This is a genomic window from Bacillus mesophilum, from assembly GCF_008923265.1.
Taxonomy (GTDB): Bacteria; Bacillota; Bacilli; order Bacillales; family Cytobacillaceae; genus Cytobacillus; species Cytobacillus mesophilum.
Map to the genome: position 1 here is coordinate 653202 of NZ_WBOT01000002.1, position 23973 is coordinate 677174.

The window sequence follows — 23973 nt, forward strand, 5'->3', positions numbered from 1 at the left end:
TCCTGCTAATAATATATTCCCCTATTGTTCTGGCATTTCTAATTGGAAATGCTCGTAAACCAATCTTGTCGCTACTCTTCCGCGCGGTGTCCGCTGCAAGAAACCAATTTGCAGCAAATAAGGCTCATAAACATCTTCAATTGTGTGTGCTTCTTCCCCAATTGTGGCTGCAATTGTTTCTAAGCCAACTGGACCTCCGCGAAATTTCTCAATGAGCCCTATTAATAATTTATGGTCAATATGATCAAGTCCTAAACGGTCAACTTGCATCAATCCCAATGCTTCATCCGTTATCAGCAGATCTACAGTTCCATTGCTCCGGACCTGAGCAAAGTCTCTTACTCTGCGGAGCAGACGGTTCGCAATACGCGGAGTTCCCCTTGAACGGCGGGCAATTTCCATTGCAGCATGATCGTCAATGCCCGTTTCAAGCACTTCAGCTGTTCGCACGACTATTTGCTTCAGCTGTTCTTCCGTATAATACTCAAGCCTGCACATCACACCGAAGCGATCTCTTAATGGAGCTGATAAAGAGCCTGCTCTTGTTGTCGCTCCAACGAGTGTGAAGGGAGGCAAGTCAAGGCGTACAGAACGTGCACTTGGCCCTTTGCCGATGACAATGTCAAGACAAAAATCCTCCATTGCCGGATAGAGGACTTCTTCAATCGACCGGGGCAGGCGATGGATTTCATCAATAAACAATACATCTCCAGGCTCCAGCGCTGTTAAAATTGCGGCTAAATCCCCTGGACGTTCAATAGCCGGTCCAGCCGTCGTTCTCAAATTCACGCCCATTTCATTTGCTATAATCGCCGCAAGGGTCGTCTTCCCAAGACCTGGCGGGCCATATAATAACACATGATCAAGTGTTTCCTGCCTTAACTTTGCTGCCTGGATAAACACTTCAAGATTCGCCTTCACTTTATCCTGGCCGATGTATTGCCGTATCGTCTGAGGGCGCAGACTTTGCTCAAAAGTAACATCAAGCATATCGGCTTCGCCCGAAATAATGCGGTCTTCCAACTCCATCACCTTCTTTATTCACTCAATATAGGAGCAGAGTATTTATTTTAAAAGCTTTTGCAGTGCAGCTTTTATATATTGGTCAGTTGTCAGTTTCTCAGCTTTCAGTGCAGGTGTAATTTTCTTCAATTCTCGATCAGAGTATCCTAAAGCCTTGAGCGCCAATAAAGCTTCTTCAAAGTCTGCTTCATGCTCACTGCTTTTCTCGATGCTCTCATGGTCACTAAATAGATTAGGGAAATAATCTGGCACAAAGTCCTGCAGCTTTCCTTTTAAATCAAGGATTATTTGTCTGGCTGTCTTCTTACCTACACCTGGGAATTTCACCAAAAAGGCTTCATCTTCATTTTCAATGGCTGAAACCACTTGCTCTGGCTGTCCTGTTGCTAAAATAGCAAGCGCTCCTTTGGGCCCAATTCCAGTAACGTTAATCAGCTTTGTAAAGAGCGTTTTTTCTTCTTGTGAAGTAAATCCATAAAGAGCAAAGATATCTTCACGCACATAATGATATGTATGCACCTTAACTTCCTGCCCAGCCTTGCTTGAATAGCTGAATGGATTTGGTGTCAGGATTTGATAGCCAATGCCGCCATTTTCAACGACGATATATTCTGGCCCGATATAATCAATTTTGCCTTTAATATATTCGTACAAACTGTTCTCGCTCCTCTAAAATGCTGTATTTCATTGTACCATACTCTGCTGCTTAATGACACAGGCATATCCTGCATGCCCCTAAGCAACAGAGTGTACAAGTTACTATCCTTTTTCCTGCAGACGTTTTAACTCTTCCTTTAAATCGTCGCGTGCACTTACTTCTGCAAGCTCCACATCTGTGCGGTAAGCAGAGCGGCAGATTAAGTGAGCAGATACAGGTGCAGTTAGAAAGACAAAGAAAATTCCAAGCAGCAGTTTTATACTAAAATATCCTTCTTGAAAGATAAAAAAGACGAAAGTGCCGAGGAGTGTACAAAGCACGCCTAATGTGGAGCTTTTAGAAGCTGCGTGTGACCGTGTATAAACATCTGGCAAACGAACTAATCCAACAGCACTTAAAAAACTAATAATACAGCCAATAAGAATGAGAGTGACAGCAACTATTTCACTTAGAACGTTTATGCTCAATGACAACACCTCTTTCTAAATATCTGGCAAACGCAATCGTCCCGATAAAGGATAATATACCGATCAATAAGATCACTTCAAAAAAAGCCGTCGTTCTGAGCATAACAGAGATGATTGCTACCACTGCAATTAGATTGATGCCAATTGCATCAAGTGCCTGCACCTTATCAGGGATCGAAGGCCCTTTTATGAGCCGATAAACGGCTGCAATTATAGAAAGAACTAAAAAGAATATTGATATCAATAGAATCGTATAAATCATTTGCGCGTCACCTTCTTAATGGCCGTTTCAAACTTCTGCTTTGACCGGAGTACAGATTTTTTAGATTCCGGGATATCCATTGCATGCATATAAAACACTTTATTATCATTTGAAACTTCTATTACGACAGAACCCGGCGTTAAACTCAGCAATAGAGCCAATAGGGTAATTTCCAGATCTCCCTCTAATTCTGTGCGCAGTTTAAAAATACCAGGCGTAATATTAATTTTTGGTCTAGTTACTTGCCGAATCACTAAAATACTAGATGAAAGCAGTTCGCGCAAGAAAATAAAAAACAACTTTAAAACATTTAAAATGGTAATCAGATAAAACTGATCACGCAAATATTTCCGCAATATGAATATGACGACAATCCCGACTATATATCCTGATAAGAATGTGATGGCACTCCAATCATTTTGGAGAAAACTCCATAATATCGCTATAAATAAATTCGTCAGTACTTGCTTTGGCATCAGCTTCACCCCAATCCTTTAGCCTTCTATTTTATTCTCCAAATACAGCTTTGATATAGAGCTCAGGATTCATCAGTCCTTCTGCCGCTAGATTGACATACGAACTAATCCCTTCAGCACCGACTCCAAGCAGCACAGCTAATCCTGTTAAAAGAGCAATCGGCACCATTATACCCTTTGTAGACCCTTTTTCCATTTCTTCACTGAGATAGGTCTCTCCCCAAAACGCATTCATAAATATTTTCATAATTGAATATAAAACGAGCAGACTTGTCAGAAGTCCAATGCCTCCAAGCCAATAATACTCCGCTTCAAAGGTGCCTTGTGTGATAAATACCTTGCCTAAAAAGCCGCTTAACGGTGGAATACCTGCCAATGCTAATGCAGCTGTGAAAAACATCCAGCCTAAATACGGATGAGTGCGTATCAAACCGCTCATATCTTCAAGCTTACTCGTGCCTGTCAGAGAAATAATCGTTCCCCCAATGAGGAAGATGAGCGCTTTAATAATCATGTCATGAATCAGATAAAATACGGAACCTGTCATGCCTGCAATTGACATGGAGGCAAGTCCAGCCATAATAAAACCGACACCGATGATCACATTATAGGTTAAAATTTTCTTAATATCTCCATAGGCAACTGATCCGATTGCACCTAGCACCATAGTAACAGCACCCAAAACTCCAATGAGAAGGTGGGTTATTTGCGGTTCATGATAAAACACAAGCGTAAACAAGCGGAAAATCGCATACATGCCCACCTTTGTCAGTAAACCTGCGAACACTGCAGCGATGGCAGTTGGCGGTGCACTATAGGACCCAGGAAGCCAGAAAAACAGCAGTAACCCGGCCTTTAAACTAAACACGATCAGAAATACGAGTGAAATGGCTGTCAGCATTCCGCCCTGACCTGCCTCTGCTACCTTGACAGAGAGATCAGCCAGATTTAGCGTTCCTACCACAGCATAAATATAAGCAACTCCAACTAAGAATAGAAACGATGAAATAAGATTGATCAGCACATATTTAACCGATTCTCTCAGCTGCTTTCTAGTGCCGCCTAATGACAGCAGAACATAGGACGAAATCAGCATGACTTCGAAGCAAACAAACAAATGAAAGAGATCGCCTGTTAAAAACGAGCCATTTACCCCGGTAATCAGAAATAAGAAAACAGGATAGAAATAATAGCTCTCCCTTTCTTCCCCAATTGTCTTAAAAGCAAATAACAAACATGACAGAGCAACAATACTTGTAGTTGTCAGCAAAAGACTTGAAAACATATCAGCAGCGTAAGTGATCCCGAAAGGCGCCTGCCAGCCTCCAATCTGCAGGGTTTGAATGCCATCTTGATCATTTTGAATCATAAGCAGCACTGCCACAGCTCCAGTAGCGGTTATGCTCGCTGCACTTACTATTTTTTGGAGGGTAATATTCTTTCTAAATAAAACCATCAAAAGTCCCATAACCAAAGGGATGACGACGGGCAAAATCAGCAGATTATTCATCCTCATTCCCCCTCATTTTCTCTGTGTTGTCTGTTCCTATAACCTTATAGGCACGGTAACTTAATACTAAAAACAAAGCCGTTGTAGCAAAATTAATAACGATCGCAGTTAAAATCAATGCCTGCGGTATAGGATCTGTAAATGTGATCTCTTCAAAGCCTAAAAGCGGCGGACCGCCAGCTTTTACTCCCCCCATTGTTAAAATGAGAAGATGAACACCATGACTTATAATAGAAGTCCCTAAAATAATTCGCAGCAGAGTTTTCGTTAAAATTAAATACGTTCCAATGGCAAAGAATAATCCAATTAAAATTGACATCAATGTTTCCATATTATCGATCCTCACTTATCGTCATGATGACCGTAACCGCCGTGCCAATAACAGCCATTGCAACTCCCACATCAAACAAAACTGCCGTTGCAAGCTCTGTCTTTCCGAATATTGGCAGATCAAAATAATCAAACGTATGAGATAGAAATGGCGCATCAAATAGAAAGGAACCAAGGCCTGTTCCAACGGCAATCAGAACACCAACCACAGCCACCTTTTTGAAATCGAGTGATATATTTTCACGGACTGTTTCAATATCATAACTAAGAAATAGCAGCGTTAGAGCGGCCGCAAAGCCCAAGCCGCCAATAAACCCGCCTCCCGGAAGATGATGACCGGAGAAAAAAAGGTTAATGGAGAAGGTGAAAATAATGACGACTGCCACCTTTGTGACACTTCTTAAAATTACATCATTCGGCTCCTTCATCTTTTTCCCTCCTTGCTAATCTTAATTTGATCAATGTATATACACCAAGGCCAACAATGGTCAGCACAAATATTTCAAGCATAGTATCAAGACCTCGGAAATCAACCAATATGGCATTAACAATATTTCTTGCCCCTGCAAGCTCATACGAATCTTCAAAATACGATGAAACTGGTTCAAACATTCTGCTGCTGTTCGCTGCTATCGCAAACAAAGTAACGACAGTCCCTACACCGAGCGAAATAATTAAGTTTAATGGCTTGAATGGTATTCCTTTTTTCTCTTTTTCCTTTTTAAACTTCGGCAAATGGTAAAAGCATAGTAAAAACAGAGCGGTTGTAACCGTCTCTACAACAAGCTGTGTTAAAGCCAAATCTGGTGCTCTGAAAAGAACAAAGAAGATGGCAACCAAATAACCAAGTGCTCCTACGGCAATAATGGCAGTCAGGCGCGACTTTGCAAATAAGACGGTTAACGCCGCAGCAAGCATACTGCCCATAATGCCAACTTCATAAAAACTTACTGGTGCGTCATTTGAAACATCAATAGAAAATGCACCAGGCAGCAGAAGCGCACCTCCCCATACGAAAATCAAAAGCGAGAAGATGTAAATCATATAAGCTCGCAGAGAACCTGTCATATACTGATCCGTAATGGTTTTTGCTCCGCTTTCCATTTTTGCCAGACCACTATCATATAAGCGGTTAAGTGTAAAACTTTGCGGATAAACGCTGTATAATCCGATCCATTTTTTTAATAGTATATATAAAATGCTTCCAATAACGACAACACCAATTGTCATAAATAGTTCAGTATTCCAGCCATGCCATGCGCTGATTTTCATCTCAATATCAACCGCGGTCACTTCCTCCGGCAATAACGAAGCAAGTGCCGGCTTTAATAAATAATTGGCAAGGACATTTGGAAAAAAGAAAAAGATCACAACGAGCGAAGCCAAAATTGCAGGAGGAATCAGCATGCCAAGCGGTGCTTCATGTGCCGGCTTTTCAAGCATTTTGGGCTTATATTTCCCTCCGAACGTTTTAAAGACAAGTATCATACTATAAACAAATGTGAAAACACTTGCGATCCAAGCAATAACAGGAAATAATACTCCGATTGTTTCCATATTAAAAATCTCCAGCTGTGAGGTATTTACAACAGCCGTAAAAAACATTTCCTTACTCAAGAAACCGTTAAACGGCGGCAAGCCCGCCATTGCAAAGCTTCCGATTACAGCAAGTGTAAAAGAAATCGGCATAAAACTCAGTAAACCGCCCAGCTTTCGGATATCTCGTGTCCCAGTTTCATGGTCAATGATCCCAACAACCATGAACAAGGATCCTTTAAAGGTAGAATGATTGACTAAGTGAAACACAGCAGCAAGTGATGCGATCGCATACACTGACGATTCGTCATTATAGCCAAAATACAAAATAGCAGACCCTATCCCGAGCAAGCTCATGATTAAACCGAGCTGACTGATGGTGGAATAAGCAAGCAGAGCTTTTAAATCTGTCTGCCTGACAGCATTAATAGAGCCGTATAACAAGGTTAGTATTCCAATTCCTGACACAAGCCAAAACCATTCAGCTGTTCCTCCAAAAACTGGCGTAAAACGGGCAACTAAATAAATGCCTGCCTTAACCATCGTTGCTGAATGCAAATAAGCACTAATTGGTGTTGGTGCCTCCATTGCGTCGGGAAGCCAAATACTAAAAGGAAACTGAGCTGATTTTGTAAAAGCCCCAATTAAGATAAGGATCATTAACGGGAAGAAAAGTTCATGTCCATGAATTAGATCCATCTGTGTAGCAATTTCCCGCATGCTATAAGTATCCGTTATGATGGAAAGCATAATAAAGCCCGCAAGCATGCTTAAACCGCCAAAAATCGTAATCAGCATTGATTTTTGTGCACCATAACGAGACCTTTGCCGCTGATACCAGTAGGCAATTAATAAGAACGAAGAAATACTCGTTAACTCCCAGAATACGTAGATGACAAGGATATTATCCGAGAACACAAGACCCAGCATGGCACCCATAAACATCATTAGATACACATAGAAATTATGGAGAGCTTCCCGCTCCTTTGAGAGATAGAAAATCGAATAAAAAATGACCAGTGATCCAATTCCTGTAATTAAGAGACCAAATACTAATGACAATCCATCCATATAAAGTTCAAAATTAATGTCATAAGTGGGGATCCATTGAACAAGATAGGTAAATGTTTTACCTGCTGATATGGAAGGAATATACGTTAATAAATAGATAAAAATCAGGAACGGTATAAACAATACGAACCAGCCTATATGAATTTTTTGATTGAACACTTTATGAAGAAAGGGAACAATAATTGCAGCAATAAATGGTACTAAAATGATAATGCTCAGCCATACCATATTTGTGTACCTCCTTTATACGAATTTTTTTGAAAAAGCATGCCTGAAAAAAGAAAAATGTGTTTTCTCTTGCTTACTCTGTTGCCATACTGTCTCGGCTTACTGCTGTTGAATGATTATTTTATCTTTTTAAAAAGGACTGCTTCAATTTTGTTTTTAACATTGACTGTGTGTGTGTCATAAGCTATAGTCATACATAGCCAATTTATTTAACTGATTTTTGATTACTTATTTCACATCTATTACGAGGTGAGCTTTAAATGAAGAAAATTAAAGGTCGTATGGACGAAAGCATCTTAGTCTGTGTCTATTATGGCCCGAATGGTGAACGACTCATACAGCGCGGCAGCAAGCTGGCAAATATGCTTGATTGCCCACTTTATATTTTGACGATTGACCCTAAACCATTTGATGAAATGGATGCTGAGAAATCTCACTACATTACGAGGTGGCAGCAGCTGGCAGAGCAGCAGGGTGCAGATGCCTTTATATTAAGAGACAATGAAAAAAAGCCTGTTTCAAAAGTGATTGCAGAAGTTGCAAGGGAACAGCATATCACACAGATTATTCTCGGCCAGACGGCACAAAGCCGCTGGGAGCAAATTGCAAAAGGATCAATCATTAATTCTTTGCTGCGCGAAATACCTTTTGTAGACCTTCATATTATCTCTGTTTCCCGTGATCTGAAAGATAATGAAGGTTTATTTGAAAAAGGCGTCCGGGCGTATCTTGTTAAAGACGGTGAGCAATACCGAGTCATTTTTAAACATACCAAAAATGTTGAATACGAAGGCATCTTTTTCAAGGACAGCTGTACTGACTTTAACAATGGGATTTTCAAATTTATGAAAAACAACGAAATGCTTCAAGTAAATGTGACTGAGGATATTGTGACCGATTTGACACATGTCGATATGAACACAACGCTTGAGGATAATGAAGATTAATTCCCAGCCTCCGCATCAAAATGCGGGGGTTTTCTTTATATTCACCCAAAGCTTATTTCACCTACAAATTGACATCGACTTTGATCATCTGTCCCTCATGTTTATCAATTCCAATATACTTTAAAGTCTCTGCAGAAGAATGATGCTGATAGATCCCTTTTATTATCGAGATGGCTATGCCTTTGCGGTAAGCATGGTATCCAAATGTTTTGCGCAGAGTATGAGTGCCAATCTTGCCGGGGATACCGACCTTTTTAGCTGCAGTATTAATGATTCTATATGCTTGCTGTCTTGTAATCGGCAGATCATTCTTTTTTGATTTGAATAAATAATCTTCTTCACTTTGATAGGTAAACTGTGCCAGATATTTCTGTAATTCTCCACGCACGGAATTGTTCAAGTAGATCGTCTGTTGAGATTGTTCTAATTCTAAAAACTCTTTCGTCTCCTTGCCATCGGAAACATCGCCAACTTTTAATGAAAGCAAGTCACTTATCCTAATTCCAGTATTAATTCCAAAAACAAAAAGAAGCACATCCCTTTGTGACTGTTCCTTTAATTCTTTTTTTATTTCATTAATACTTCGAATATCCTTAATAGGATCGACATACTCCACAGAATTTCCTCCTGTTTTCTAATGTTACTTAATTATATGTTAACAAATACTATGTAACATTACAAATGTTTAATCCGCAAAAAAAGACCAGGACATCTGTCACCGGTCAAATTTATAGCGATTTTGGTCTGTCAATTAATCAATTTAAGACTTTTTCATCCGTTGAATAGCTTTTAAAAGTTTCAAGTACATCTATATAGCGATCTTTTGTCATAATCGGAATCCCTTTTTTCAATTGTTCACACTTATTGCTTTCAAGTTTCTGAATATCGATTTGGAAGAAGGACTGAATAATGTTCGTTCTCTGCGGTTTTCCGTTAAATATGGTGAGAATGCCTTCATCTGTAATGCCAAAATAGCCATTTGCCTTCAGCAGCGGGGAAATATCGTCCGTCTGCTGTCTGAAAACAACGTACCCTTCATCCATATCGACTAACTTCCACTCTTCGTATTTCGCCCAGAAATCTTCGGCAGCCCAAATGGTTTCCGTCACTGTTTCTTCACTTATTTCTCCGTCCAAGTAAACTCTTTCTAAAATCACTTTCATCTGAGGCGGAGATTCATCATTAACCATTGCCTGTGCGGATACCTCGCTGGCCGCACTAATTCCAATAATCATTATAAATGTTGAAAGCAGTGATGCATGTATGCTTTTCATTTTGGTCACCTCGCGTATATATGCGACAATTTATTCGCTTAAAGATCAATGTTTATTACTATTTTGACCAAAAATTACATACTTATTCCTATTAATTGGATAAAGATTAAATAGAAAAAAGCAGAGAGAAAACACCTCTCCGCTTTTATAATTTGCTTAATTATTCAAATCCCTAAATAAATTTTCCACATCCAAGTCAATTTGCTCGCGCATTCCGCCGTCTTTTAAGTCATTGTTAAGGACCTTGATGCGGTGATACTGACTTTCATTCGTCACGATATGGATTGAACGATCACCACTTAAGGGGCGTACAGCCTGCTGGATACTTTTTTTCGTCTCAGCATCATCATTGTTCTGGTTTTCCAGCAGTGCTGCAATGACAATGTCATTTTCATGCAATAACGCTTGTGCATCTTTGACATTCTCAACATTTGAAGCTGCTTTGCTTATCTTTTCAGCAGCAGTGCCATCGTAAGATTGATAATAAGAAGAACGCGGCGTTTTCACTGGATCACCAAGGTGCTTATGATAATTTCGGTCAGCACGGCTATAGGTGCCATCACGCTGATGTCCTCTTTCTTCTCCAAGTGAGTGATCCATCATTTCTACTATTGGCCCATCATTATCATTACTTGTGAGCAAACGTGCATTTCCGCGGTCTTCATCTTCGTGGTGCTCATTTGAATAATAACCCATTGGCTGCGTCACTTCAGTATTACGATCCTGAACAGCAGTATCTCCATTTGTTCCACATGCGGTTAAACCAAGAGAGACAAGTGCTGCAAAGGGAATAAGAGCCCGTTTTTTATTCAAAATAATAACCTCCTCGGATATCACAAGCCTGAGCGGTCTGCTCTTGTTTAGCTTGGCTGGTTCGAAGAGGTTTAATGCCTGCAGAAAACAGGAAGATCTATGAGCCTATTTCCATTTTTATATCATGAATAAATGTGCGCCTTTTCTCTAATTGATAAAAAGTCATATCAAGCACATTTTTTATTTTCACACGATCATTGTACATTCTTCCGCGTATAAGCCGGTTCCATTCACGGAAAATATCTGTCGGGTATATGAGTCCATACAAAAAGCCTTTTTCCGAAAGATAAGGCTTTAATATTTGTAAGGATTGCAATTCATGGAAGGACCAGCCGATTGATGGCAAGATCCGGTTGGCATATTGCAAATAATCAGCATAAGCATGGCCATTGCTGATTAAGTCAAAATCCAATAAATATAGACGCCCATTTTCACCCCGAAGAAAATTATGAAAAGCTACATCTCCATGCAGCACAACTTTTGACTGTGTTTCAAACCACTCGAACGTCTCCGTCATTCCAGCTAATGACCATTTTGCCCACAGAATAAATTCTTCAAGTACATCGCCATGAATAAACAATTTGAGCAGCGTACTATTTTGCATAAAAACAGTCAAGCGGTCTGTCCACTTCGCCATTTGATTGAATGCAGGAAGCAAGGTTTTGTATCTTGGATATAATTTTGCAGTTGTTTCATGATAGTGATGCAGAAGTGACAATGCATCTTCTCTATTTTTAGATGTATTGTACGTAAAAGGCTGTTCTGCTGAAGGAATATAGTCCAGCAGCCCAAACAATTTCCCTTGAAAATAAAGAGGTGCATCTTGTGCCAGGTCAACAAACTGATAGGTCTGATCAAAGCCCTCATGCTTTAATGAAGATGTAAAGGTTTCCTGCAGCCTTAATCGATTTCCCGGCGAAAATTCTTTTAAGATATATTGTTTCTCATCTGTGCTGATTTTAAAAACATTTTTACGGATCGGTCTTAGATCTGTTAAAACAAAAGGCAGTTGACCATTTAAATAGGTGAAGAGACGATTTAAATCTAAATCGTCTCTTCGTCCATTATCCTTCGAAGTCACTGCTTTCGTCAAAAGGACGACCAAATGCAGGTCCGCCCATTGGTCCATATCCGTATGGGTTCATTTGTCCTTGTGGAAATGCTCCATAAGGCTGGCCATATGGTACAGCTCCTGGGAATGCTGGCGCAGGTGCGAAAGGCTGCTGATATTGATGTGGAAATCCAGCGGGTGCTCCGCCTCCACATCCGCAGTCTGCTTCAGCTCCTTGTACTGCAGTAGGCATTAACGGCATTTGACTTTGTGACGGCATTAATGGCATTTGGTGTTGACCTGGACTTAACGGCATTTGACTCTCCGTTGGCATTAATGGCATCTGAGCATAATTTGGCTCCTCCATTACCCCTTGCACTTGCGGCATCGGCGCATATTGCGGATAACCATGATGCATTGGAGGCGGACAGTAGCCTGGTCCTGGGCCTGGCATTACAGGTGAAATCGGGTAAATCTGTGTTGGCGGGCATGGATAATAAGGCTGCTGATATGCAGGTGCTGTATATGTCGGCTGAAGCGGAAGCTGCTGACCATAATCCTCAGCGCCCATTACCGGTGCTGGCATTTGTGCATGTGATGGTGAAAGCGGCAATTGATGCTGTGACATATACGGTGAAGATTCTTCATAGTTAGGACTTTCAACTCCTGGCATCATTCCATAAGGTGACTGTACTCCCTGAACTTGCGGATATGGCATTTGTGATTGAGGAAATCCTCCTTGATGACCTGCTTGTGCGGCAGGTGCTCCCGGGTAAAATGGATTTTGGTTGTGATATGGATTCATAGGCTGTTCGTAACCTCCTTGGTTTATTGGCAAATTCATGCTTTCATGCATTTCAACAGGACTTTCCTGTGGAAATAAATTTAATGGTTTTGGCGGCAGCTTTGGTTTTGTTGGTGCCGCGATTGGCTGTTCTGCCTTTGGCATAACCGGTTTTACTTGTTCAACAGGCTTTATTTGTTCCACTGGTTTTGGCTGTACTGGTTTTGGCTGTGCAGCAGGTTTCTGCTGAACTGGCTTTGGCTGCGGCATAGGTTTTGGCTGTGGAGCAGGCTGCTGCGTTTGTATATTGGCAAGGTTCATTAAATAATAATTGTTAATATCGATATCCGGCATCATTGGCTTTGGCATTTTTGGCATATATGGTTTTTTAGGTTTTTCTTGCTTGAGCGGCGCCGGTTTCTGCGGCTGAACAGGCATTTCCTTCGGTGTTTCAGCTACAGGCTGTGTGATTGGCTTTTCTTTTGCAAATGGATGCTCTGCCTTTGGCATTTCCTTTTTGGAACCCATATGAATTTCTGGACCAATTGGCGCCTCTTTTTTAATTGTGCCACCTGATGCAGGAACTTTTATTTTCATGCCGGGCATAATCATATCAGGATTGCTGAGCTGTGTATTCATCTTTTTAAGCTCTTCAAAATTCACTCCGTACTTTTTAGCGATTTTCCAAAGGGTATCCCCTTTCTGTACGATATGGATTTTCACTCTGATTTCCCTCCTATGTGTAAAGTCATACCGTGTTTTCCGCTGATGATTTGTGCAGTCACACGGATTGTTGATCAAATCAGGCTTTTCAGTTTTCCTGCAGCTGTGGGCAAGCAGAATAATAACTGAATATCTGCGATAGTCCATATAGTGTATGAAGGAATGGGCAAATTGCTAACAATCTACACAGAAACTTATGATTTTTTTTATGAAAATATGATTTAATCTGAAAAAACATAATTTGTCTGTCAGCGGACAAATACACTTCCATTTAAATTCAGGTAAACATTATGGTAAAATGGGACAATATGTGAGCGTTTGGGGGGAAACCTATTTTGAGCGAATCAAAGAAAATACTAGGTGAAGAAAGACGATCCTTACTGCTTGAGCTTTTACAAAAAGCCGGTCAGCCTATAACAGGAGGCGATCTGGCCACAAAAGCAAATGTGAGCAGGCAGGTGATTGTCGGTGATATTACCTTATTAAAAGCCCGAGGCGAGCCGATTATAGCAACAAGCCAAGGCTATATGTACTTAGCAAACAACGTCCCATCTCCCATTGCCGAGAGGATCATCGCCTGCTGCCATACACCAGAACGCGCCGAAGAAGAGCTCTGTCTTTTGGTTGATTATGGAGTGACTGTGAAAGATGTCAAAATTGAACATACCGTGTACGGAGACTTAACAGCGTCTATCATGGTTTCAAGCAGAAAAGAAGTCAATCAATTTATTAAAAAAATTAAATCCACACAAGCATCCTTTCTATCTCAGCTGACTGATGGTTACCATATCCATACCATCTCTGCACCTTCAGAAAAAAATTTAGATGAAGCGGTAGAAGCATTAAGAGAAGCAGGATTTTTGGTGGAATAAATATGGGTTAATGAAGAGGGGGATATATTTCCTGCCTCTTTTTTGTTTTTTGTTGGCGGTGAGGGGATGATTGGTACTGTACTCGCTTCACTGGTGTTTATTTGGTGTGACGGGCACTTTCACGCTTCTTTGCTTCCAATCCACACTCTATTTCCACCATCACATGCAGTTCCCCTTCCCCCCTTCCTTCCCGTATCGCCTAAAAGGTTACTCCTGTTTTTTAAACACCATTAAAAAAAGCTGTCCAGTCACAACTAGACAGCTTTTTCTATATAGACGAGGAACTTCTATTCCTCACTAGCTCCTAAACTAAAATAAGGATAACTCCCCAATATATTTACTCTGCATCCAAGCGCCTCCAATTCAGCGGCAACTCCTGGAATTAACACTTCATCTTTCTGCATATCCACATCAATGATAAAGAAATAGTTTCCAAGTCCTGTTTTCATTGGTCTTGATTCAATTTTGGATAAATTCAGATTTCTCCAGGCGAATGCCGACAAAACCTGGTGAAGTGCACCAGCTCGGTCTAATGGCAGAGTCACCATGATCGTTGTTTTATGACCTTTAAAAAGGGGAGTATCTGTATTGAGTTCCTGTTCCTCTTTTGAAACAACAATAAAACGGGTGTGATTGTAATCAAAATCATGTATATCGGATTGGGCGATGGCCAGTCCATATACTTCTGCCGCCAGTTCATTTGCAATTGCAGCAATCTTTAGCTCTGGATGATCCTTTATGTAAGAAGCAGCTGCTGCGGTAGATGTTGTATTCATTGATGGAATTCCTTTTAATTCTGTATGTAAAAATTTATGGCATTGTGCAATCGCATGTGAGTGACTATAGACAGCCGTTGTTTCATTCCATTTATCCTGATGAAGTGGATGCACCATTAAATGCTGCCGAATCGGCGCAGTGATTTCCCCAATAATGGGTTTCTTCGCTTCATGAATTAGGTAATCCAGGGTTATATTAACAGAACCTTCTAATGCATTCTCAATTGGAATCACAGCCAGATCAACTTTTCCTTCATTTAAAGCATCAAAGCAGTCCGGAATAGTTTGAAGAGGGATTCTTGTTTCGTCTGGAAACAAACCTCTCACCGCAATATCGGTAAATGTTGCTTGTGGTCCTAAAAAGCCGATCTTCATGAAAACCTCTCCTTTGAATCTTATGTATATAAATATAAAGTTGTAAAAAAACAGGCACTCGGCAGGTGCGTATATTACGCACCTGAACTGAGTACCTCCACTTTATCAACAAACTCAAGTCTCCTTAAATTTGTCAGCAGTTCATCAATTTCAGTAGCCATCTCAGCCACATTTAATGATAAAGTTACATTTGCTCTTCCTAACAGCGGAATTGTCTGGTGGATGGTCAGAACATTACAGCCTGAATTGGCCACAACACTCAGCAAATGCGATAATGTGCCTGAACGATCTTCCAGATGGAAAAACAAAGTAATGATCCGTTCTTTTACAACCGTATGAAAAGGAAAAACGGTATCGCGGTACTTATAAAAAGCACTTCTGCTCAGGTCCACTTTTTGAACAGCTTCCCATACAGATTCCGCTTTCCCTCTCTCGATCATTTCCTTTGCCTCTAATGTTTTTTTCATCGCTTCAGGCAAGACATCTTCTCTTATTAAAAAGAATTTTTTATCAGACTTATCTTGTTTCATTTTTACACCTCGTCACATTCTGAAAAGGCTAGTCAACAAAATCAAATTCAAATTCCATGAGCTTAACAGTGTCTCCGTCTTTCGCACCTTTTTCACGAAGTGCATCATCAATGCCCATTCCGCGCAGCTGACGTGCAAAACGGCGCACTGACTCCTCACGGCTGAAGTCGGTCATCTTGAAGAGCTTAACAACCGCATCTCCTTCTAAAATAAACGTTCCTGCAGAATCACGAGTGATCACAAACTCAGTTTGCTGTGCTTCATGCTTGTAGAGAACGCGGTGAACGCCACTTTCCTCTTCCTGCTCCTCAATAAGCGGGAATTCAGGCGTTTGCTCAATTTTATCAGCCACGGCAAACAGCAAATCACGAAGACCTTTGCGTGTAACAGCCGAAATTGGGAAAATCGGATAATCATCCTGCAGCTTTTCTTTAAACACCTGCAGATTTTCCTCCGCTTCAGGCATGTCCATTTTGTTCGCTACAATAATTTGCGGTCTTTCTGTTAAACGCAAATTATATTCCTTTAATTCTTTGTTGATTGTCACATAGTCCTCGTAAGGATCTCTGCCTTCTGTTGCAGCCATATCAATGACATGGACAATAACTCTTGTTCTTTCGATATGACGAAGAAATTGGTGTCCAAGACCGACTCCTTCATGTGCTCCTTCAATTAAACCTGGAAGGTCAGCCATAACAAAGCTTCTTGCATCCTCTGTCTCGATCATTCCTAAGTTAGGCGCAATGGTAGTAAAGTGGTACTCAGCAATTTTCGGACGTGCCGATGATACGACTGAAAGCAAGGTTGATTTCCCTACACTTGGGAATCCAACTAAGCCAACATCCGCTAATAACTTCAGCTCAAGGATCACATCACGCTCCTGGCCTGGTTCTCCGTGCTCTGAAAGTTCAGGAGCCGGATTTGCAGGTGTAGCAAAACGCGAGTTACCTCTGCCGCCTCTGCCGCCTTTGGCAATAACGGCTCTTTGGCCATGCTCTGTTAAGTCTGCAATGACTTCATTTGTTTCTGCATCAGATACCACCGTACCAGGCGGAACCTTTACAACCATATCTTTTGCACCGCGCCCATGCTGATTTTTAGACATCCCATGCTCACCGCGTGTTGCTTTAAAGTGTCTTTGGTAGCGGAAATCCATTAAGGTGCGCAGGCCTTCTTCTACTTCAAAAACGACATTTGCTCCTTTACCGCCATCACCGCCAGCGGGACCGCCTTTTGGCACATACTTTTCACGGCGGAATGCAACCATCCCGTTGCCTCCGTCTCCGCCTTTTACATATATTTTAACCTGATCAACAAACATTGTTTAACTTCCTCCCGTCATGCAGATAATCTGCTTCTATTATGCCAGCTCTTTATAGCCTTAGCTTGTGCATGTTTGATGAAATGCTATTCGACGAGAATCACTACTTTTTATTTTCCATGCTAAAAGGCACGAAAACTTCCAATCCAAGCTCCATATCTGAAAACTCATGAAGATGTACGCTTAAAAAGTTCGGTATGCTCGTAAAAAACTCGTTTAACATACTTTTATCGACTATGATCCCGCTAAAATCAAAAAAGAATCGCGCTGCTTCGCTTTGGGGCTCTATTGAAACTGAAAGGTGATTTTCATAATAAGGTTTTACCGATGCATTGAGGCACTCAAAAAATGTGCTTGTCCATTGTGCCAGCGCTTTGTCATCCAGCTGTTTAATACAGCTGTTTCCATCAACCTCCAGCACATCATATTCGAGCTGAAAAAAGTGATTTTCCCAATTATAGGTGAGGAGCAATGATGCAAATAGAGGAATTTTTAAGTTTGAAAGCTTCGCCTCTTGCTGCGATTCCAACACAATCTCATCAATAATTTCTTTTGCCCGATCGATTTTATCCAGTGCCAGATTTCCTTTGATTAATTGAAGTTTGTTAAGCCAGTCATGACGTGCATGGCGCAGCACTTCAATCATATCCCATTCTTTATCCATAAGATACAGATACTCCTATACTAAGTAGTGACGAAATCATCCTTTTAGTAAGTATATCAAAAAAGCAACTGGACGTAATCTAATTTGAGCAAATAACATGACTTTAAAGTACCTCTTTTCATTTTTTCATCATCTTTATAGGACGATACTAAGGAAAAGCTGTATATAAAACGAAAACTCTAACCATAAAGGTTAGAGTTTTCCTAATCGCTTATGCTTCTTGTGCTTGTGGATATACGCTCACTTGCTTGCGGTCACGTCCAAGACGCTCGAATTTAACAACACCGTCCACTTTCGCGAAAAGTGTGTCATCTCCACCTTTACCTACGTTTACACCTGGGTAAATCTTTGTTCCGCGCTGACGGTAAAGGATAGAGCCGCCAGTTACGAATTGACCGTCCGCACGCTTAGCGCCAAGACGCTTAGAGATTGAATCACGGCCGTTCTTAGTAGAACCTACTCCTTTTTTAGAAGCGAACAACTGAAGATCTAATTTTAATAGCATTTATTCCACCTCCTGTTTTTTGAAGGTAATTCTTATATTCTGTCCGTAAGTCTCTTCAATACTCTGCAATGAGACAACCATTCCTTCGAGCAAAAGCTGAACTTTATCAAGCACATTTCCTGACAGGTTATCAGGAAGAGTGCAGTGAAGCAGTCCATCGGGATCATGGGTGATATCTGGTGTCACACCTGTCAGCTCGTGCACCGCATTAATTGCGCCGACCGAGACAGCAGAAACACCTGCACACACAATATCCTGACCTCTTTCGGCAAAAAAAGCATGGCCGCTGATGGCAAAGGATTGAATCTTACCGGTTTGATTACGATAAATCGTAATATCAATCATGTCAGAATCGCCTTATGCGTTGATCTTTTCAATAACAACTTTAGTGTAAGGCTGACGATGACCTTGCTTTTTGCGGTAGTTCTTTTTCGCTTTGTATTTGAATACAGTGATCTTCTTCGCACGGCCTTGTTTTTCAACTTTAGCCGTTACAGTAGCACCCTCAACAACCGGGCTTCCTACTTTCACACTTTCTCCGCCTACAAAAAGAACCTTATCAAAAGTTACCGTTTCGCCTGCTTCGCCGTTAAGTTTTTCGATGTAGATTGCTTGACCTTCTTCTACACGTACTTGCTTACCGCCAGTTTCAATAATCGCGTACATAAATGCACCTCCTCATAAACTAAGACTCGCCATCTTCAGGTGGGAAGCAGAAAGCTACCTCTTAACACCTGGTCTGTGCGGTTGTAGCACAGGTGCGCTACAAACATAACATGAAAATACTATCATATTATCAGGATATATGTCAATGTAAATTCTTTTTCAGATCAGAATAAGCACCCAATTGTTTAATCTCATATGAAGGGATCATATCTTCAGCAATTGAAAATAACAATTTCATTCCGAGCGTATCTTCTAATCGCTGCTGATGAACTGCTTGTTCTCCCAAAAAAACATCCTTTACATCTTGTGTCAGTCTAATCAGCACAGCGTCATAATCACTGCCCCGATATTCCCATAGCTCCCTTTCTAATCGGAAAGCTATACTTTCCGCGCTTAGCACACGTCCTGTTCCATGACAAACTCTGCATGAGGAAGTAAGTAATTCCCGCAGAGAGTTTTTCGTCTTTTTTCTCGTCAGCTGCAATATGCCTAATGGAGTGAAGCCAATCAGCTTTGTTTGCCGTTCGTCCTTCGCAAGCTCTTCCCCCATAACCTTTATAATCGATTTTTTATCATTGTCATTTTGCATATCGATAAAATCAATTAAAATGATGCCCGCGAGATCACGAAGCCTGATTTGCCTTGCCGCTTCTCTTGCCGCAAGCTCATTTGTTTTATAAACCGTATCCTGCCGATTCTGCTTGCCTGAGAATTTCCCAGTATTCACGTCAATAACCGTAAGCGCCTCGGCTTCATCGAATATTAAATAGCTGCCCTGGTTTAGCCAGACGATTCGCTTCATCGCCTTCTCGATTTCGCCTTCAAGACTATGAGAGGCTAAAATATTTACTTTATCATGGTAATGACTAACAGGCAGAGAAGTATAGCGGCCAAGCAGCGTTTGTACAGAGCGTTCATCAGCCAGGATTTCGCCTGATTTCATTTTTTTCACTTCTTCAATCAAGCTTTGTAAAAAAACGTCTTCTTCAAATACAAGCCCAGGCTTTTTTCTGGACGCAGCCAGTGCAGATATCTCTTTATATTGTTCTCGCAGGTTTTGAAGTTCTTCGAGAAGAGCAGATTCGGGCTGCTCTAAAGACGATGTTCTAAAAATGAGGCCCTCACGATCATTTTTTTCTCTCATCCCAAAGCTTCTCAGGCGCTGTCTGTCCGTTGGCTGGTCTATTTTTTTCGAAATAGCCACATAACGCCCTTCCGGCATATAGATCATGTGCTCTCCCGACAGTTCGATTATACCGGTTAGTCTCGGCCCCTTTGTTCCGGCAGCATCCTTCTCGATCTGAACAAGCATTTTTTCACCCTGATGAACATATGACGAGATTGAACGGTTCTCTTTTACTGCCTTTTCCTGATCTTCATTCACAAAGGAACTTAACTTCTCCTTATGAAGAAATCCGCTTTTCTCCAGACCAATGCCTATGAATGCAGCATTTAAGCCCGGAAGAACCTTTTCAGTCAGTCCTAAATAAATATTGCCTACGGCTGCCTGCTGCTTTGGCTGTTCAATCACAAGTTTTTCTACTATATTATCCTTAAGCAAAATATACCTTTTTTCACTTGTGGTGCTGTTAATGATTAGCTTTTCCAATTCTGGGTTCCTCGCTTTATTCTTTAATACAGATAAACAATATCTCCTATTTTAGCAGTTACAAGCTTTTCAGAAAAATAAGCATGAAGCAATTCGTTCTCATCAAGCATCCCTTTTTCAGATCCATCCTGTTCAATCACGATCGGATGCTTACAGCCGCGCTGAAATTGATCAAGCACATCAATCAATTTGTCTTTTTCGTCCACAACGATCGGCTTTAATATCCGTATATCTGTATGCTTTCCATAATAACGCTGAAGCAAAAAGCGCATAAATGTATATCTGGTTTGTTTCCATTCATAATATAGTGAAAATGCTAAAAAAGCAGCTACAATCCATATATTTAAATTAAAAGGCCCGGTGAATAAAAAGAAGATCATAAATACTGCCAGACTGCTGATTGACAGGTAGATTGTTTTTTTATGGGCAGCCGGAAACGGAAGCTTACTGGAATAAAACAAAAAAATGAGTTTTCCTCCATCAAGCGGCCAAATAGGAAGCAAATTAAAAACTAAGATCATTAAGTTATAGTGGACAAACAGTTGAAAGACATCTGCTGACATCCATGAGACGCTATGTAATAAAGCAGCTCCGCCAATTAACCAGACATGCTGGAGCGGTCCTGCCAATATGACAATAAGTTCTTCACGCAAGGGACGATTGCCATGCTCATCCATTTCAGCAACACCGCCAAATGGGAGCAAGGCAATCCTTTTTATACGCCAATTATAATGAGCCGCAGCCGCAGCATGACCAAATTCGTGAACAATGATAATGCAAAGCAGAAGCAGCAATTCTCTGAAATGCCCAGTAGCAATGGCCAGTCCTATTACAACCCATAGGAGCGGATGTATATAAAGATATTTTACCAAGCTCAGTATTTTAATCAAATGGGATCACCTGAATAGGGTCGATGAAATCATCCCCCTTTTTAATCGCCAGGTAAAAGGAACCTTTCTCACCATTTTCAGACGCTGAAGCCGCTCCTACAGCAGTGCCCTTGTTTATATACTGTGAAAGCTTTACATCAATGCTTTCGAGATTGCCATACCATGACTCACTCCGGTCTGGATGCTGAATCACAACAGTATTGCCAAAGTCCTCTTTTAAACCGGCAAAGGAAACATAGCCTTCACTCATGGCTTCTACACTTGCACCCTTTTCAGTTTCAAGGATCATTCTTTGCCCATTATCATCGAAATCCTCGACAATCTTAGCAGACGCTGGTAAAGCATAATCAGTAAGGTTCTGCTGTGTTTGTTCATTGTTTTCATCATCCTTGACTGGCAATAACGCAAGCGGCTTGCCAAATTGATCTTCATACCAATCTGCAACGGCCGCAAACTGAAAATCCTTTTCCATTGTAGAGACGATAAATGTTTTTGCCGATGTTAAGGACGGAGTTTCACTGCGAAACAGAATGGCCACAGCCAGAAATAAGCATGCCGAAAAAAGAATCTTAAAGATGATTACCTCTTTTTTAAAAAGAGGATGACCATCTTTTAAAGGCGGATGATCATAATCCGGAATTGTGCTGTAGCCGTAGCCGTTTTCCTGTTCTTCTTCCATCCACATAGGAGGTTTATGTCCTCTATTTGGGGTTCTTTCCATTTCTCTTTTCTTCTTAGCCATCTTCTTGCGAATTTCATCAGCTCTTGAACTCATATCTATTCCACCACCATCATGGTATTTATTTCTACCATTTTATGAGTTGTCCAAATAGAGTATGACTGATGGAGAAGCTTTCCAAATAAAAAAACCGGGAATCCCCGGTCTAATTTCTTACAGTGCATGCACACACATTTATTATTTAACGCCAAAAAACTTTTTAATTTTCGAAAACATGCCTGCCTGATCTTCGTCAAGTGATTGAAGAGGAACAGATTCACCCAAAATGCGGCGCGCAATATTCCGGTAAGCAATGGAAGCCTTGCTGTTCGGATTCAAAGCAATTGGCTCGCCGTGATTGGAAGCCTTAATCACTTCATCATCATCTGCTACAATGCCAATCAGATCAATGGAAAGATGGGTTGTAATTTCATCTACATCCAGCATGTCGCCATTTTTCATCAGATGATTGCGAATACGATTGATAATAAGTCTAGGAGCGCTGATTCCTTCTTCTTTTTCCAGTAAGCCGATAATTCTGTCCGCATCTCTTACAGCACTAACCTCAGGTGTTGTCACAACGATTGCATGATCCGCTCCGGCAACAGCATTTCGGTATCCCTGTTCAATTCCTGCGGGACAGTCGATGACGATATAATCATAATCCTGTTTTAATTCATCAATTAACACTTTCATTTGTTCTGGAGACACAGCGTTTTTATCACTCGTTTGTGCTGCTGGAAGCAAATAAAGCAAATCCTCAAAACGCTTATCTTTTACAAGCGCCTGGTGAATTTTGCATCTGCCTTCGACGACGTCCACAAGGTCATATATAATGCGGTTTTCCAGTCCCATTACTACATCCAGATTGCGGAGGCCGATATCTGTATCAACTAGACATACTTTTTTGCCCTGCAAGGCTAAGGCAGTTCCAACATTTGCTGATGTCGTCGTTTTACCGACACCACCCTTACCGGATGTAATGACTATTGCTTCTCCCACACTAGAATCCCCCTTGCAATTTCGATAAATTTGGTCGAATATTCATTAAAGCTTGTAATCTATCAATTGTAATTTGATTGTTTTCATCTATATAAGCACATTCCATTTCGCGCCCATCTTCTCCTGGGTAATGATCAGGTGCACGATTTAAACATTCTTCAATTCTTAATTGTGAAGGCTTCATAACCGAAGCGGCGATCACAGCTTCCCGATTACCGCTGCAGCCTGCATGTGCAATGCCCTTCAAAGCTCCTAATATGTATATATTCCCTCCTGCTTTCACGGTTCCGCCAGGATTCACGTCACCGATGAGCAGCAGGTCCCCGGCAACTTCAAGAACTTGACCTGATCTTACAATTTTCGCGATGGACACAACTTCATGTGCAATTCGTTCAGCTTCTGCTTCTTGCTTTGTTACTACATTTGAATTAATTGTATCCACAACAAGATTTTTCTTCTGACGGATTAATTCTCTTAATTCTTCTTTCTGGTCAGCAGTTAAATAACGATTGCCAACTTGGACCATAACCGAAATTAATTTGTCACTCTGAGACTTGCTGCTTTCTGAAAGCTTCTGATCGAGCTCTTCTTTCAAGTCACTGTAGGAACATGTATCATCAAGATGCAGTGTTAGTCCTTCTTTTGTTCCTTTTATCGTTACATTTTGGTATTTTTTCATTTCAAGTTGTTCACCTCAAGAAAAAGCTCTCCGCATAAAAATCATATACTGGAAGGAAACAGGAAATATAAATATATGATATTCTATTTCTTCCTTTTTCGTTTTTATATGAATCTACTACCTCATGTAAAAAGCTCACAGATTTTCTCTATCTGAAAATATATTCGACAGAAAGCTCAGAAAATCCTTTCACCTAATAGATGATTCCTTAGG

The 23973-nt window shown here is 40.9% G+C and carries 28 protein-coding genes and 1 other annotated feature; of the genes, 2 read left to right on the forward strand and 26 right to left on the reverse strand.

The features are described from left to right. Window positions 1-21: 21 nt before the first annotated feature. From ruvB to F7732_RS08240, 9 genes are all read right to left on the reverse strand, one after another. Complete coding sequence (ruvB, locus tag F7732_RS08200) at window positions 22-990, reverse strand: Holliday junction branch migration DNA helicase RuvB (RefSeq protein ID WP_420837681.1); 969 nt, start codon at window positions 988-990, stop codon at window positions 22-24. Between the two features lie 75 nt (window positions 991-1065). After that, window positions 1066-1677 carry a Holliday junction branch migration protein RuvA gene (gene ruvA, locus F7732_RS08205; protein WP_066443187.1) on the reverse strand — a complete coding sequence of 204 codons (612 nt, stop codon included), beginning with the start codon at window positions 1675-1677 and terminating at the stop codon, window positions 1066-1068. A 105-nt stretch (window positions 1678-1782) separates the two neighbouring features. After that, window positions 1783-2142, reverse strand: a complete 360-nt coding sequence (mnhG, locus tag F7732_RS08210) for a monovalent cation/H(+) antiporter subunit G (RefSeq protein ID WP_306806938.1) — start codon at window positions 2140-2142, stop codon at window positions 1783-1785. Then, on the reverse strand, window positions 2126-2410 hold the full coding sequence (locus tag F7732_RS08215) for a Na(+)/H(+) antiporter subunit F1 (RefSeq protein ID WP_066443185.1): 285 nt from the start codon (window positions 2408-2410) through the stop codon (window positions 2126-2128). Before F7732_RS08215 ends, mnhG begins: the two co-directional genes overlap by 17 nt. Beyond that, window positions 2407-2886: a Na+/H+ antiporter subunit E gene (locus F7732_RS08220; protein ID WP_066443184.1), complete on the reverse strand. Its 480-nt coding sequence runs from the start codon at window positions 2884-2886 to the stop codon at window positions 2407-2409. The genes F7732_RS08215 and F7732_RS08220 overlap by 4 nt, the downstream gene beginning before the upstream one ends. A 31-nt stretch (window positions 2887-2917) precedes the next feature. Then, on the reverse strand, window positions 2918-4396 hold the full coding sequence (locus tag F7732_RS08225; protein WP_151573401.1) for a Na+/H+ antiporter subunit D: 1479 nt from the start codon (window positions 4394-4396) through the stop codon (window positions 2918-2920). Then, window positions 4389-4727, reverse strand: coding sequence for a Na(+)/H(+) antiporter subunit C (locus F7732_RS08230; protein WP_066443182.1), 339 nt, complete (start codon window positions 4725-4727; stop codon window positions 4389-4391). Before F7732_RS08230 ends, F7732_RS08225 begins: the two co-directional genes overlap by 8 nt. 1 nt (window position 4728) lies before the next feature. After that, window positions 4729-5154: a Na(+)/H(+) antiporter subunit B gene (locus F7732_RS08235; RefSeq protein WP_066443181.1), complete on the reverse strand. Its 426-nt coding sequence runs from the start codon at window positions 5152-5154 to the stop codon at window positions 4729-4731. Further along, complete coding sequence (locus tag F7732_RS08240; RefSeq protein ID WP_151573402.1) at window positions 5138-7561, reverse strand: Na+/H+ antiporter subunit A; 2424 nt, start codon at window positions 7559-7561, stop codon at window positions 5138-5140. Before F7732_RS08240 ends, F7732_RS08235 begins: the two co-directional genes overlap by 17 nt. Window positions 7562-7821: 260 nt before the next feature. Here F7732_RS08240 and F7732_RS08245 point away from each other — a divergent pair, with 260 nt between their 5' ends. After that, on the forward strand, window positions 7822-8508 hold the full coding sequence (locus F7732_RS08245; RefSeq protein ID WP_151573403.1) for a universal stress protein: 687 nt from the start codon (window positions 7822-7824) through the stop codon (window positions 8506-8508). A 61-nt stretch (window positions 8509-8569) separates the two neighbouring features. Here the strand turns inward: F7732_RS08245 and F7732_RS08250 are convergent, their stop codons facing one another. The 5 genes from F7732_RS08250 to safA all read right to left on the reverse strand — a co-directional run bounded on the left by F7732_RS08250 (window position 8570) and on the right by safA (window position 13153). After that, window positions 8570-9124: a tyrosine-type recombinase/integrase gene (locus tag F7732_RS08250; protein WP_151573404.1), complete on the reverse strand. Its 555-nt coding sequence runs from the start codon at window positions 9122-9124 to the stop codon at window positions 8570-8572. Window positions 9125-9263: 139 nt separating this feature from the next. Further along, window positions 9264-9782: an intercompartmental signaling factor BofC gene (locus F7732_RS08255; protein ID WP_151573405.1), complete on the reverse strand. Its 519-nt coding sequence runs from the start codon at window positions 9780-9782 to the stop codon at window positions 9264-9266. Window positions 9783-9938: 156 nt separating this feature from the next. After that, complete coding sequence (locus F7732_RS08260) at window positions 9939-10595, reverse strand: YhcN/YlaJ family sporulation lipoprotein (RefSeq protein WP_151573406.1); 657 nt, start codon at window positions 10593-10595, stop codon at window positions 9939-9941. 97 nt (window positions 10596-10692) lie between these two features. After that, complete coding sequence (locus F7732_RS08265) at window positions 10693-11700, reverse strand: phosphotransferase (protein WP_240056566.1); 1008 nt, start codon at window positions 11698-11700, stop codon at window positions 10693-10695. Next, complete coding sequence (safA, locus tag F7732_RS08270; protein ID WP_240056567.1) at window positions 11660-13153, reverse strand: SafA/ExsA family spore coat assembly protein; 1494 nt, start codon at window positions 13151-13153, stop codon at window positions 11660-11662. Before safA ends, F7732_RS08265 begins: the two co-directional genes overlap by 41 nt. Before the next feature lie 335 nt (window positions 13154-13488). On the opposite strand from safA, the gene F7732_RS08275 reads away from it, so the two are divergent. Beyond that, window positions 13489-14025, forward strand: a complete 537-nt coding sequence (locus tag F7732_RS08275; RefSeq protein WP_151573408.1) for a transcription repressor NadR — start codon at window positions 13489-13491, stop codon at window positions 14023-14025. Window positions 14026-14312: 287 nt separating this feature from the next. Here F7732_RS08275 and pheA read toward each other — a convergent pair whose 3' ends face one another. The 12 genes from pheA to minC all read right to left on the reverse strand — a co-directional run bounded on the left by pheA (window position 14313) and on the right by minC (window position 23760). Continuing rightward, window positions 14313-15176 carry a prephenate dehydratase gene (pheA, locus tag F7732_RS08280; protein ID WP_151573409.1) on the reverse strand — a complete coding sequence of 288 codons (864 nt, stop codon included), beginning with the start codon at window positions 15174-15176 and terminating at the stop codon, window positions 14313-14315. A 74-nt stretch (window positions 15177-15250) separates the two neighbouring features. After that, window positions 15251-15706, reverse strand: a complete 456-nt coding sequence (locus F7732_RS08285; RefSeq protein WP_066443173.1) for an ACT domain-containing protein — start codon at window positions 15704-15706, stop codon at window positions 15251-15253. A 28-nt stretch (window positions 15707-15734) separates the two neighbouring features. After that, on the reverse strand, window positions 15735-17027 hold the full coding sequence (gene obgE, locus F7732_RS08290; protein WP_151573410.1) for a GTPase ObgE: 1293 nt from the start codon (window positions 17025-17027) through the stop codon (window positions 15735-15737). A 103-nt stretch (window positions 17028-17130) separates the two neighbouring features. After that, a complete protein-coding gene (locus F7732_RS08295; RefSeq protein WP_151573411.1) occupies window positions 17131-17691 on the reverse strand; it encodes a sporulation initiation phosphotransferase B in 561 nt (186 codons plus the stop codon). A gap of 211 nt (window positions 17692-17902) precedes the next feature. After that, window positions 17903-18196, reverse strand: a complete 294-nt coding sequence (gene rpmA, locus F7732_RS08300) for a 50S ribosomal protein L27 (protein ID WP_066443170.1) — start codon at window positions 18194-18196, stop codon at window positions 17903-17905. Next, window positions 18197-18541, reverse strand: coding sequence for a ribosomal-processing cysteine protease Prp (locus tag F7732_RS08305; protein ID WP_151573412.1), 345 nt, complete (start codon window positions 18539-18541; stop codon window positions 18197-18199). It lies immediately after the preceding gene. Window positions 18542-18553: 12 nt separating this feature from the next. Beyond that, window positions 18554-18862, reverse strand: a complete 309-nt coding sequence (gene rplU / locus F7732_RS08310) for a 50S ribosomal protein L21 (protein WP_066443168.1) — start codon at window positions 18860-18862, stop codon at window positions 18554-18556. Window positions 18863-18874: 12 nt separating this feature from the next. Next, window positions 18875-18955 (reverse strand) — a sequence feature (ribosomal protein L21 leader region). Window positions 18956-19004: 49 nt separating this feature from the next. Continuing rightward, window positions 19005-20471 (reverse strand): Rne/Rng family ribonuclease, encoded by a 1467-nt coding sequence (locus F7732_RS08315; protein ID WP_151573413.1) that lies wholly within the window; start codon window positions 20469-20471, stop codon window positions 19005-19007. Window positions 20472-20494: 23 nt separating this feature from the next. Beyond that, complete coding sequence (locus F7732_RS08320; protein WP_151573414.1) at window positions 20495-21361, reverse strand: M50 family metallopeptidase; 867 nt, start codon at window positions 21359-21361, stop codon at window positions 20495-20497. Further along, on the reverse strand, window positions 21354-22136 hold the full coding sequence (locus tag F7732_RS08325) for a M23 family metallopeptidase (protein ID WP_151573415.1): 783 nt from the start codon (window positions 22134-22136) through the stop codon (window positions 21354-21356). The genes F7732_RS08320 and F7732_RS08325 overlap by 8 nt, the downstream gene beginning before the upstream one ends. Before the next feature lie 141 nt (window positions 22137-22277). After that, window positions 22278-23081, reverse strand: a complete 804-nt coding sequence (minD, locus tag F7732_RS08330; protein ID WP_151573416.1) for a septum site-determining protein MinD — start codon at window positions 23079-23081, stop codon at window positions 22278-22280. 1 nt (window position 23082) lies between these two features. Beyond that, window positions 23083-23760, reverse strand: a complete 678-nt coding sequence (gene minC, locus F7732_RS08335; protein ID WP_151573417.1) for a septum site-determining protein MinC — start codon at window positions 23758-23760, stop codon at window positions 23083-23085. Window positions 23761-23973 lie beyond the last annotated feature (213 nt).

What these genes read in the sequence shown, in the direction of transcription:
- ruvB (WP_420837681.1), bottom strand. Translation starts at nt 990, where the DNA reads ATGCTTGATGTTACTTTTGAGCAAAGTCTGCGCCCTCAGACGATACGG.
- F7732_RS08215 (WP_066443185.1), bottom strand. Translation starts at nt 2,410, where the DNA reads ATGATTTATACGATTCTATTGATATCAATATTCTTTTTAGTTCTTTCT.
- F7732_RS08220 (WP_066443184.1), bottom strand. Translation starts at nt 2,886, where the DNA reads ATGCCAAAGCAAGTACTGACGAATTTATTTATAGCGATATTATGGAGT.
- F7732_RS08225 (WP_151573401.1), bottom strand. Translation starts at nt 4,396, where the DNA reads ATGAATAATCTGCTGATTTTGCCCGTCGTCATCCCTTTGGTTATGGGA.
- F7732_RS08230 (WP_066443182.1), bottom strand. Translation starts at nt 4,727, where the DNA reads ATGGAAACATTGATGTCAATTTTAATTGGATTATTCTTTGCCATTGGA.
- F7732_RS08235 (WP_066443181.1), bottom strand. Translation starts at nt 5,154, where the DNA reads ATGAAGGAGCCGAATGATGTAATTTTAAGAAGTGTCACAAAGGTGGCA.
- F7732_RS08240 (WP_151573402.1), bottom strand. Translation starts at nt 7,561, where the DNA reads ATGGTATGGCTGAGCATTATCATTTTAGTACCATTTATTGCTGCAATT.
- F7732_RS08245 (WP_151573403.1), top strand. Translation starts at nt 7,822, where the DNA reads ATGAAGAAAATTAAAGGTCGTATGGACGAAAGCATCTTAGTCTGTGTC.
- F7732_RS08255 (WP_151573405.1), bottom strand. Translation starts at nt 9,782, where the DNA reads ATGAAAAGCATACATGCATCACTGCTTTCAACATTTATAATGATTATT.
- pheA (WP_151573409.1), bottom strand. Translation starts at nt 15,176, where the DNA reads ATGAAGATCGGCTTTTTAGGACCACAAGCAACATTTACCGATATTGCG.
- F7732_RS08285 (WP_066443173.1), bottom strand. Translation starts at nt 15,706, where the DNA reads ATGAAACAAGATAAGTCTGATAAAAAATTCTTTTTAATAAGAGAAGAT.
- obgE (WP_151573410.1), bottom strand. Translation starts at nt 17,027, where the DNA reads ATGTTTGTTGATCAGGTTAAAATATATGTAAAAGGCGGAGACGGAGGC.
- F7732_RS08295 (WP_151573411.1), bottom strand. Translation starts at nt 17,691, where the DNA reads ATGGATAAAGAATGGGATATGATTGAAGTGCTGCGCCATGCACGTCAT.
- rpmA (WP_066443170.1), bottom strand. Translation starts at nt 18,196, where the DNA reads ATGCTATTAAAATTAGATCTTCAGTTGTTCGCTTCTAAAAAAGGAGTA.
- F7732_RS08305 (WP_151573412.1), bottom strand. Translation starts at nt 18,541, where the DNA reads ATGATTGATATTACGATTTATCGTAATCAAACCGGTAAGATTCAATCC.
- rplU (WP_066443168.1), bottom strand. Translation starts at nt 18,862, where the DNA reads ATGTACGCGATTATTGAAACTGGCGGTAAGCAAGTACGTGTAGAAGAA.
- F7732_RS08325 (WP_151573415.1), bottom strand. Translation starts at nt 22,136, where the DNA reads ATGAGTTCAAGAGCTGATGAAATTCGCAAGAAGATGGCTAAGAAGAAA.
- minC (WP_151573417.1), bottom strand. Translation starts at nt 23,760, where the DNA reads ATGAAAAAATACCAAAATGTAACGATAAAAGGAACAAAAGAAGGACTA.